At 39.4% G+C, this 11,124-nt stretch carries 10 protein-coding genes and 1 pseudogene; 2 read left to right on the top strand and 9 right to left on the bottom strand.

Annotated features, from left to right (window positions below; genetic code table 11):
* From AC058W_RS09525 to AC058W_RS09495, 7 genes are all read right to left on the bottom strand, one after another.
* The coding region (locus tag AC058W_RS09525; protein WP_479390007.1) for a WecB/TagA/CpsF family glycosyltransferase at nucleotides 1-401 on the bottom strand (401 nt) is incomplete at its 3' end.
* A 3-nt stretch (nucleotides 402-404) separates the two neighbouring features.
* Complete coding sequence (locus AC058W_RS09520) at nucleotides 405-1,046, bottom strand: D-sedoheptulose-7-phosphate isomerase (protein WP_479390008.1); 642 nt, start codon at nucleotides 1,044-1,046, stop codon at nucleotides 405-407.
* Nucleotides 1,046-1,420 carry a hypothetical protein gene (locus AC058W_RS09515; protein ID WP_479390006.1) on the bottom strand — a complete coding sequence of 125 codons (375 nt, stop codon included), beginning with the start codon at nucleotides 1,418-1,420 and terminating at the stop codon, nucleotides 1,046-1,048. Before AC058W_RS09515 ends, AC058W_RS09520 begins: the two co-directional genes overlap by 1 nt.
* A complete protein-coding gene (locus tag AC058W_RS09510; RefSeq protein WP_479390005.1) occupies nucleotides 1,395-2,057 on the bottom strand; it encodes a GHMP family kinase ATP-binding protein in 663 nt (220 codons plus the stop codon). Before AC058W_RS09510 ends, AC058W_RS09515 begins: the two co-directional genes overlap by 26 nt.
* 370 nt (nucleotides 2,058-2,427) lie before the next feature.
* On the bottom strand, nucleotides 2,428-3,876 hold the full coding sequence (locus AC058W_RS09505) for a sugar transferase (RefSeq protein WP_479390004.1): 1,449 nt from the start codon (nucleotides 3,874-3,876) through the stop codon (nucleotides 2,428-2,430).
* 36 nt (nucleotides 3,877-3,912) lie between these two features.
* Complete coding sequence (locus tag AC058W_RS09500) at nucleotides 3,913-5,973, bottom strand: Helicase associated domain protein (RefSeq protein WP_479390003.1); 2,061 nt, start codon at nucleotides 5,971-5,973, stop codon at nucleotides 3,913-3,915.
* A gap of 98 nt (nucleotides 5,974-6,071) precedes the next feature.
* Nucleotides 6,072-7,208: a site-specific integrase gene (locus AC058W_RS09495; RefSeq protein ID WP_479390002.1), complete on the bottom strand. Its 1,137-nt coding sequence runs from the start codon at nucleotides 7,206-7,208 to the stop codon at nucleotides 6,072-6,074.
* A 650-nt stretch (nucleotides 7,209-7,858) separates the two neighbouring features.
* Here AC058W_RS09495 and AC058W_RS09490 point away from each other — a divergent pair.
* Nucleotides 7,859-9,157, top strand: coding sequence for an AAA family ATPase (locus tag AC058W_RS09490; RefSeq protein ID WP_118516739.1), 1,299 nt, complete (start codon nucleotides 7,859-7,861; stop codon nucleotides 9,155-9,157).
* Entirely contained in the window at nucleotides 9,157-9,810 is a 654-nt protein-coding gene (locus AC058W_RS09485; RefSeq protein ID WP_055152550.1) for an RloB domain-containing protein, read from the top strand. Before AC058W_RS09490 ends, AC058W_RS09485 begins: the two co-directional genes overlap by 1 nt.
* Before the next feature lie 490 nt (nucleotides 9,811-10,300).
* On the opposite strand, the gene AC058W_RS09480 is transcribed toward AC058W_RS09485, so the two are convergent.
* Together AC058W_RS09480 and AC058W_RS09475 are read right to left on the bottom strand one after the other, a co-directional pair.
* Nucleotides 10,301-10,924 (bottom strand): hypothetical protein, encoded by a 624-nt coding sequence (locus AC058W_RS09480; protein ID WP_479390001.1) that lies wholly within the window; start codon nucleotides 10,922-10,924, stop codon nucleotides 10,301-10,303.
* 3 nt (nucleotides 10,925-10,927) lie between these two features.
* Nucleotides 10,928-11,124 (bottom strand): annotated as a pseudogene (locus AC058W_RS09475) (AAA family ATPase); the annotation flags it as partial.

The raw sequence follows: 11,124 nt of genomic DNA, 5'->3' as shown, positions 1-11,124 counted from the left end.
TATGTTCCAACTATCTGAATATTAGGATAATCTCTTTGAATATTTAACTTCGCCTTTTCTGCTACTCCATCTTTACCACCAACGATAAATATAGAGTAACCTTTCTCAATTGCCCTTTCGCAAAGAAGTGGAACTAAGTCAGAACCCGAAATTTTTGCTTTTATCGGATGTTTATGCCATTTTGATATCCAAATGAGAGGTTTTCCATCAACTAGAACCATATCTGCTTCGTCAGTTATCTGCTTCAGGTATGAATCATTTTCAATTTTCATAATCACATCGACATTAACAGCAACAATGTAGCTTTTCCTTCCTGAAGAGATCATTTCATCAATTGCTGATAAAGTTTCATTCATATCAACATTATTGACATATATATTTAACAGCGGTTGTTTATCCATAAATCATTCCCCAAAAAATCTATCTTCAAGCATCAAACACAAACAGTGGTAAATCGGTAAATGATGTTCCTGAACCATATATGTTCTAGTTTGAGAAGAGCGAACTGTAATATCTGCCATAGCACTCAATTTGCTATCTTTTGCTCCAGTTAGACCGATAACCTTCATTCCTTTAGCCTTAGCAACAGTTGCCGCATATAAAATGTTCTTTGAATTACCAGATGTCGAAATGCCTAAGAAAACATCTTTCTTGTTTCCGAAGCCATTTACCTGTTGTGCAAAACAAAGAAGCGGTTCGCAGTCATTCATATATGCGGTTGTTAATGCTAAATGCCCATCAAGAGCAATAGCTGGCAGTCCACCTTGAAGATTATTACCCAAAACTTCTCCCATCTCTTTATCAACTGTTTTCAAATTATCCACATATTCTTGTGGGAGTTTTCTAGAATTTTCAAAACCTTTCATTAACTCGCCAACAATATGTTCAGAATCAGCTGCTGATCCACCATTTCCAGCTATAAGAAGTATGCCACCACTTGCATAAGATTCTTCCAAAATCTTATAAGCTTCTATAATATTCATTCTTTGTCCTTCTAATTCTGGATATCTATCAATCAATACGTCCACATGTTTTAACGGATCCATCATTCTGCGCCTCGTAGTTCAAATTCTTCAGGGCTATAATAAATAACTCTTGTGCCACCATCCTCAAATTTGAATGGAATATACATTAAGTTTTTCATAGCCTTTTTTACCGCTTTTTGTTTCTCTGGTTGAACATAAAACACAAGAAAGCCTCCTCCGCCTGCGCCAAGAAGTTTTCCACCAAGTGCTCCAGCAGCCATTCCCTTTTCATAAAGTTCATCAATACTACCAGTACTGATTGCGCCACCGGTTCCTTTTTTCAATCTCCAAGTAGTATCAAGAAGACGACCAAAATCATCTAAGTCTCTGTTCTTGTCTGTAAGAATCGCTTCAGCTTCATCCACTAGCTTAAGCATATTCTTTAAATCTTTCACACTTTTCTTCAGAACCACTTACATTATTGATTTTCTGAACATCAGAAGAAAAACGAGTAAATCCAGTAAAAAACATCATCAAATTGTTGTTTAACTGGCATTTTCTCTCCGGCCAGATAATCACAGGGAGAACTTCATATCCATCAGGTCCAAAATTTATTCTATTAAAACCACCGAAAGATGCGGCAATCTGATCTTGCCATCCACCCGCTTCATTACAAAGCACACGTTCGAGATAAATTGCTTCATCTGCCAGTTTTTTCTTATCGGCGTATTTTCCTTTAAGTGCATAAAACGCATTAATCATCCCTACAGCAAAGGAAGAACTTGTGCCCAGACCAGAACGAGCAGGGAGATCTGCTTCGTATGTCAAACGAATTTCCTGCATATTAAGCATTTTCATTGCCTCTCTAATTGCAGGATGCTGAATATCATTTGTATCTATTACTCTTTCTGTTTTGCTATAAGAAAGCTCTGTAGCATAATCAAAGAAACGAGGTAAATGGCGAACATTCACGTAGCAATATTTATCAAAAGTGGTGGAAAGAACTGCCCCTCCATTTTTTTTAAAATAGTCTTCCATATCTGTACCACCACCAAAAAATGACATGCGAAAAGGTGTCTTAGTAATAATCATTTATCTTATTTCCTCTCCATATTTTCTTTTTATAACATTTCTTTTTTAACACTTGACCTACTGCTTACTCAAGGAACATGTCTTCATCAATTACCTTCTCATGTATTTTTCCACTTCACTCCACTGTAAGTAATGAAACCCGCACTTCTCAAACGCCAAAAGCAAGAGAAGCTTTGAAACACCTATAAACCATCAAAAAATGCAGAAAACTGTCCTCGACAAAATATTTTTAACATACCACTCTTTTTCCCTTGAATTCCTCAGCCGTTTCACCTAAAAAATATGTTCTCGTCCACGCTGAGAGAGATCAATGGATAAGTCAACATAACCCGTGACAACTACAGTAAGTTTATCTTTATCTGATAATTTTTCACATCGCCCCATCATCCCTAATCACGCTCCTAACCGTCTCCCAAAGTATCTTCAAATCCACCCCTAAACTCCACTCATCAATATACTTAGTATCCAACTTCACAACTTCCTCAAAGTCCGTAATATTACTTCTCCCACTAACCTGCCACAACCCAGTCAGCCCCGGTCTAAACGCCATCCTTGCCCTATGGTGCGGCTCATACTGTTCCCACTCATCCACTGTCGGCGGCCTGGTCCCCACAAGACTCATATCCCCCTTCAGGATATTAAAAAACTGCGGAAACTCATCCAGACTTGTCTTCCTGATAAACTGTCCAATCCCAGTCTTACGCGTCCCATCCGGCAACACCTTATTCCCGATAATCCTCGGATCAAAGTCCATCTTAAACATCAGCCCGTCACTAATCTTATTCTGAGCCATGAGTTCTTTCTTTCTCTCCTCCGCATCCATATACATGCTTCGGAACTTATACATCTTAAACTTCCGTCCATTCCGTCCAATTCTCTCCTGTGTGAAGAAAATCGGTCCCGGTGAACTGATATAAATCAGCGGTCCAACTACAATCGTAATCAACAGTGTCGCCAGACATCCCACAAGTCCACCAGCAATATCCATAAGCCTCTTAACAAACAACTTAGATGAATCTGCATAATTCATACTTGTTGTAATCACCATATAGTTACCCATCTTTTCCACCTGCTGACAACCTGTCGGCAAAGATCCTGACTGCATGATTCCAGTATGTACCGCAATTCCCATTTCCATAAAAATCCCTGCAAGTTCGCCCGGATAATCACTCTCATCACATGGCGGGATAAACACTTCATCCACCCATTCACCGCAGGCAAAATCAACAATTTCTTCATGATCTGCAACTATCGGAATATTGCAAATCATTTCTCCCTTAAGATCTGCATCCAGTGCAGCTGCCATAATCCTGGTATAGCCCATGCATCTTTCTGACACAGTCTTTAATGTCTCTTCCAGCATCTTCTCCGGTGCAATGACAAGAAGAGATTTCTTAACCGAATTGTATCCCCTTTTTCTGAGGATTCTTTTCCATATCACTCTTGCCAAATAAGAGATTCCAATATAAAACGGAACCATGATGTAATAAGATATCCTTGAATAGATATCCCCCATCTGTGTGGTAAACAGATAAAAAGTTGTCACCACTTCTACCAGAATCACATGTTTACACGTCGAGATAAACTCGTCGAAATATCCTCTTTTCAAAACATTCTTAAAGGAATCTGCCACAATCTCCACCGCAAAATCAATAAACAGAAATGCCATTCCAAGAATGCGGTAGTCCTTATTCATATACGGATTACTTATTCCGAATCGAAATATATATGCCGCAATAAATGCAAGCTGTATACATAAAATGTCCAACAGCATAAAATCCACATGCTTTGTCCATTCTCTTCCTTTCTTTCTATACATTCCTTCCCAAACTCCTTCTAAATATTTCTCTCTTTCCTACTTCCAATCCATCCCAATCCTATCCAACAGCCTGATCCTATCCTCATCCAACACCATCCCACTGCCCCCCGGATGTTTCCTCTTAGACCTGACATTCGAGATCCACCTCCCCAGCTTCACACCGTCCACACAATACGAAACCGGTACATTCAGATCCCCAAATTCTTCATAATATCTTTTCGCCAGCGCATACTTCTCATTCCACTGCCTGACCGTCTTCTTCTCTTTACAAAACCCAATCCTCTCAAGTCTCTCACGCTGTTCCTCGGTCAAGGCCGTCTGGCTTCCAATCTCCGCGAGCCATCTCCCCAGCGGCACCCCATTCTCCGTCACATACTTCACCGGAACCTCCAGATCCCCATGCTCCAGATAATACCCTTGTGCCTCCCGGAAATACTCTTCCCATTTCTCCCCATTCCGGTCCCAGATCATCCCCAACTTCTCCAGCTCTCCCTGCTGTTCCTTCGTCAGCGCCTGATCCAATCCCTTATTCTTCACCTTCGTTCTCAAATTACAGACCCATCTCCCAAGCCTGAACCCATTCTCCGTCACATATCTAGCCTTAACATCCAGATTCCCATGTTCCTCATAATAAGCCTGCAATTCTCTCAACGCCTCATTCCAGCTCTGGTCCTTACTGTCCCAGACCATCCCAATCTCATCCAGCTTCCTGACCTTCTCCTCACTCAGATTCCCGGTCACCGAACCTGCACGGACCCTGCGCTGTGTCTGAATCCAGCTTCCAAGCGTAAGCCCTGTCTGCGTCTGATAACTCTTCGGAACTTTCAGATTCCCTTTCTCCCGGTAATACTGCCTTGCAGCAATATAATAGGTCTCCCAGGCGGAACTTAAATTCGTCTGCAGTTTCTGGAAAAGCATCCTGCAGTCCTTCGTCTCATCCGTAATGTGGAAACGCTCACTAAAGCGGAACCCTTTCCCATACGTCGTCGGAAACAGCACAAATGCTTCTTCCATTTCTTTCTTCAGGCAGTCAATACAAGAAAGACTGTCAAAATTATTAACCAGGTCAAAAATAACCGGTGTCTTCCCACTGCCCGCTGACAATGCACGCCCGATCTGCTGAAGATAAATGATCGGCGACACCGTCGGACGCAGAAGAATCACACCATCCACATCATCCACATGAACCCCTTCATTGAGCATATCAATGCAGAAAAGGAGCTTCAGATGTTCACTGTTATCCTTCTTAAATTCCCTGAATTCTCTGTCTGTAGCAGTATCGTTATAAAACGCTGTATAGATCCGCGGCTCACTGTCTACCCGGCGAAACCACGTACTGACCTGCTCTTTCATTTCGTCCATATGTTCTTTACCGGAACAAAAGACGATATATTTTCCATTTTTCTTTTCCATGTGCTTCTCAAACACAATGTCCAGTCCTTCTGCCTGTTCCAGTGCGCGGCGCAGCTGCTCAAGCAGTTTCTGGTTCTCTGTGATAAGGCCTTGATTCGATAATGCCTGGATTCTTTTCTTTAACTGATCCAGTTCTTTCTTATACGAATACATGGCGATCACATATTTCGGTTCCGGGAGTATTCCCCGGACGATAGCTTCTCCAAGTGTCATCTCGGATGCGATCTTTCCATCAAAAATCTCCTCTGCCATATTTCTCTGGTTATCCAGATAACGGATATTGGTCGCGGACAGCCCGAGTCTCTTCGCATCTGGACAGGCGTTCAGAAGTTTCCTGACGCTTTTGCCCCATTCTGCGGCACCACAGCGATGAAATTCATCCAGGATGATGTAATCCGGATGCAGGGTTTCGATGCTGTCTTCATTCTTCATCAGACGGCTGTAGGACATGAATTGGATGTTATCGAATTCTATTCCGAGGTTCTCCAGCTGTGTCTGATAGATATATTCACTTGGTGAAAGCCATAGGAATTTCTCTGATGGATGTTCCTCTGCCAGCTTAAATGCGATCAGGGATTTCCCTGTGCCTGTGGGGTGGATGACTGCTGCCATTTTTTCCCGCTCAAGCATGGCAGTAACTGAGTTATATGCTTCCTGATTGTGTTTGAAAAGATGTATGCTCATTTCGGTATTCCTCCAAAGTACACAAAAAGAGGAATTCAGATTTCGCAGATTGTTTTAATCTGCGAAATGGGCACCGGAAACGTGCATGAGATCAAAGGTTAAGAAATGATCCGACCACTGATCTGACCATTTATAGAAGAGATAGAAGAAAGCGAATCCAGAATGTTCCGCTTGGTATCCATAGATGGATGGACATATTTATTCAAAGTGATATTTACATTAGAATGGCCAAGCATTTCGCTGACACTCTTGACATCAGCCCCATTGCTGATACAGTTTGTCGCAAATGTATGGCGCAGTGCGTGAAAATGAGACTTCTTTATATATGCTTTATCCAGATAAGAATAAAACTTGTACTGATAAGTACGGGGTTCCATCGGGGAAAATTTATTCAACACATAAACCCCATCATCCTTACAAGAGAGAAGAAGTGGAAAGAGAAATTCCGGGATCGGGATCTCCCGGACAGAGCAGAGAGTTTTGGGAGATCCTTCATACAGAATCGTTTTCTTATCCTCCTGCCCGACCTGAATCCTCTGGACAGTCCTGTTAATATGAATCGTTTTTCTCTGGAAATCGATATCTTCCCACTTTAAGGCACAGATTTCCCCTAGTCTCAGTCCCATATACAGGCATATCAGAATGCCAAGCTTACAGGAATCAAGATCCGAGAGCAGATAGCGGCATAGCTTCTGCTGGTCTGTAGCATTTATTGTCTGCACGGGTTTGGGAACTGTCCGCAGCTTTTCTGTTTTTAAATGAATTTTCGGAGTGCCACAGTATCGGTTTCCATAAGATAAAATCTGATTCAGTACACAGTAGATACTTTTATATAGACTGGCGGATATCTCCTTTGGCAGGGCTTTCTCTATGATTTCCAGGCTGATTTCGTCTGCTGTCAGACTGCCAAAAATATCCCGGATATGCATGACATAGATGTTGGCATATTTTCTGTAGGTGGAGTACTTGCGATTATCCTTAATATAGATAAGCCACAACTGACCGATTTCATCAAGACTCATATCAGCACTGCCGTTTAGGGGAGCTGTCTGCTCTTTTTGGGAGAGCAGAGTAATCTCAGATTCTTTCTTGCTGTTAAAGAGTTTCTGTTTTACTTCATTATAAGAAGAGGCATATACGGAACGGTATTTTTTGCTTCCGTTTATATAGATCAGATATCGGCCTTCCCATCTGCCGTCACTTCTTTTTCGTATGTTTTCTCCTCGTCTTGCCAAAATATAAAACTCCTTTCTATGGCTCCTGACCACGATTCTGACCCGTAATGGAGACACTTTCCAGCAGTCAGATTGATTTTCTTACAAAAAGCACTAAATAAATTGGTCAGTTTATGTTATAATGTACTAAATGAATCGCCATTTATTGACAAAATAGCTTAATCAGCATATTATATTAGCAGTGATTTGATAAGAAATTTAATAAAATTGGGGAGGTTGGCGCGTATGTGCCCATTTCGCAGATTAAAACAATCTGCGAAATCTCTGTACGTGAGTAGTCCATCCGGCGTTTTTCAGATGCGCGGATGGATTTTTTCTCTATCGTTTTAGAACTGTTTGTTCTTTTTATTATATTATACTCTGCCCTTTCGCGCAAGTAAAACATCAGACAGTTATCGTTCTGTCGTTCCTGCCATGGACATGATTTCTAAAATATCTCTGTATAAATAAAATACCCGCCGCAGAAGATATTATGCATATCTGTCCGCAGCGGGTGTTTTATAAATTTTCGAAAATCACATCGAATCATCCGGATGATTGTCGATTTATGTTTGAAATCAAAGCAAAAATATCACATTATTCGATAATATTATTTGAATATATTATGAAATAAGTATATACTAATAGAAAATGAATTTGGAGGGATAATTATGTTGATAGAATTCAGGTTCAAGAATTATAGATCATTTCGTGATGAGGCGACGCTATCTATGGAAGCAACGGGGCTTGGCCCCTTCAAAAAGAGCTTGATTTCATATGGTTCGTTGAACTTATTACCGAGCGTTGCTATATATGGAAAAAATGGTGGAGGTAAAAGTAATGTAATCCGGGCGTTTTGGCTGGCTGTGCAATTCATTAAAAATGCACAAAGAACACAGCACGAAAACGCAAAAATACCAGTAATACCATTTGCTTTAAATGATTATTCTGAAGATGAACCAACAGAATTTGAATTTATCTATACTCTAGACGGAATTAAATACTGGTATTCCTTTGCTGCAACAAAGGAAAAGATATATAAAGAATATTTATACCACGCACCAAAGGGACAAAAAGCGTTAGTTTTTAAAAGAGAAAATCAATCATTTATTTTTACAGAAGAAAAGGCAAAAAGAAAGTTAATCAGCGAAACCGTTGCATCGAATCAGTTGTTCTTTTCGTTGGCTTGTACAATGAATGACGCTATTTGCGCAACTGCAATGAAGTGGTTTCGGGAATTGCTTTATTTTTCAAGGGATTATTCAGATATTCCTAAACAGCTGTTGGATTATTCTAATGATGCCAATATGCTGCAGGCGATTTCGGATTATGCTAAAGCTGCGGATCTCGGTATCGAAAGTATGCAATTTGAAATTGACAGTAAGGAAATTAAGGACAATCTAAGTTTTCCCGAGAATATACCAGACGGTATAAAAACAGCCTTGATTCAGTTTATGCATATTCTGGCAGATACGTCGAGCAACTCAGAAACAAGATTAAAAATGAATGAGGTTAAAGCAATATCGAAACATCAGGGTATCAATGCTAATGGAGAAGCGGTTTTATACCCGTTAGAATTATCGGATGAATCAGACGGAACCAGAAAACTCATGTCTATTGCACCTGCAATCGAGTCAGCACTGAAAAAAGGCGGAGTTCTTATCGTTGATGAAATTGAAAAAGAACTTCATCCAATGTTGGTAGATTTTGTTGTGGCAAAATTCCAGAGTAAGCAGTCTAACCCAAAAGGAGCGCAGCTTATCTTTACGACTCATAACACGGAACTTATGAATATGGAAATCCTGCGTAAGGATCAGTTGTACTTTGCAGACAAAAACAATGAAGATGGGATATCAGAACTTTATAGTATTAGTGGATTAGGTACCAGAACTACAGAAAATATCAGAAAGGGATATTTGCTTGGTAAATATGGTGCAACTCCTGATATTGAGATTGAGGAGGTGGAATAATGCCTCGTAAAGTAAAATCTGCCAAACCACTAATCTATGTATTTTGCGAAGGTGAAAGTGAACAGGCATACACTGATTATTTAAAAAAGACTTTCTCGGATGTTGCTGTTTTAAAAAGGCCACCAGATACAGGACTGTTTGAAGAAGCAGAAGCAAAGTTTTCAAAATCTCCCAAATATAAAAACAGCATAGATGTAACAGATGAAATATGGTTTTTTTATGATGTAGAAGAAAAGGATATTCCAAAATGGAATGATAGGTTTACGATTATAAAGAAACTTCGTAAATTGAGAAAAAAACAAGGAATACGGGTAAGATTACTAATGACTAGTGGATGTATTGAGTATTGGTTTATGTTGCATTACAAATACTATACTCCGAAACTCATTACCGTTCCTGAAAAGGAAAAGGTTATTAATGAAGTTAAAAAATTAATTCCAACTTACGTAAAAGGAAATTCTGCGGCAACAGAGAAGATTGCAGTCAATTATCAAAAAGCAGTAGAAAATTCAAAGAAAACTGTAAAAGCATTATTGCCAGATGGACTGCCGGGAATAGATGATACAGATGTCAGAAACCAATGGTTAAATACAAAGAGCGTCACATTTTCTAATGTATATGAAGCAATTGAATTTTTACAAAACTGTGGATAAAAATGTATCGTAGCATTTGAGTCAGACTCGATGATACTAATACCCGCTGCGGAAGATATTATGCATATCTGTCCACAGCGGGTGTTTTTTCACCTATTTCAAAATCTATTTCGTTCCTTTTCCCTTGCCTTCCACCATTACAACACCTTTTTTTACCATAGATTAAAGTAATTGTGTTGTCTTTGATTTGCCAAATGCAGCGTCCGCAGTGGTTGTATTCTTCCGGATTGATGTAGATTTTGAAATCAATCTCTATGCAGTATAACTCATTTTGGAATGCTCTGAGCTGTACATAGTGCTCCCGAGGATGTCAAGTCATTGCTACAAAAAATATGCGGCTTTTTTGCCACGAAAATGGCTTAAAACCGCATATTTCTGTATAGAGGACGTTATATAATTGTCACAAAGTGGGTGGGGAGGATGTAACGTTATTGTCACAAAACTTAATATTATCCATTCTATGCAAGCAACAGTACAGAGAATTCTCAAATCAGCAAATACGCAAATTTCCTATTAGCTTATCTCCCTCTTCTGTTCTCTGCATCTTAACTGCAACATGTTGAAACTTCCTCACAGCGCCAACATCTACGCTAATAATATTATTTTCCCATTCTTTCTCTGGTGCTGGTGGCATTGGTTTTCCTAAAGGTGCAACCATTATTTTAGGATCTTCACTTCTATCTGTATTCCAAAATCCAGTACTCTCATACGTTGTATATGTCCTAATCTCATCAATATGTATTCCCAATACCCCTTCCAATGCACGAACATTAAAATAACTAGCACGTATTTTTTGTTTTATTTCATGCCATTTTTTGTTATCAACCTTACTCTTCATTTCAATAAGATGCAATATCCATTTCTCTTCCTTTTTTTGAAGCAAAACATGATCAACACTTCTTCTTAATTTAAATGGACTTTCTTTCTTAAGAAAATTGCACTTTCCTTTATGGTCATAATCCTCACTACATAAATTATCCCCTTGTACATCTACGTGCAATTTGCTTCTTCCTGTCTCACTTTTTTCCTCTAAACAATAGGAATTGCTAAAGGGCAGGAAAAAATCATCTTCTAAAAAATTATCAATTCCATACTGTATCCGTTCTTCAATCATTTATCAGTCCTCCTGAAATGCGTATACTTCCTCAACTATTTTTTCAAGAGCATTATTAAATGTTGGAACAACAAATCCATATTTTGTTGCCTCCAATGGTATCAATCTTGTTTTCCCACTATTTTCCGTAACAAACTGATACATTTGAATATCTTCTCTGAGAAAGAAGATCTTCCTTTTTATATCCATATTCCTGCTGC

It is taken from the genome of Blautia sp. CGZ-1-C1, from assembly GCF_056504575.1.
The sequence above is the reverse complement of the archived record's forward strand: the minus strand, read 5'-3'. Positions and strand labels throughout refer to the sequence as shown.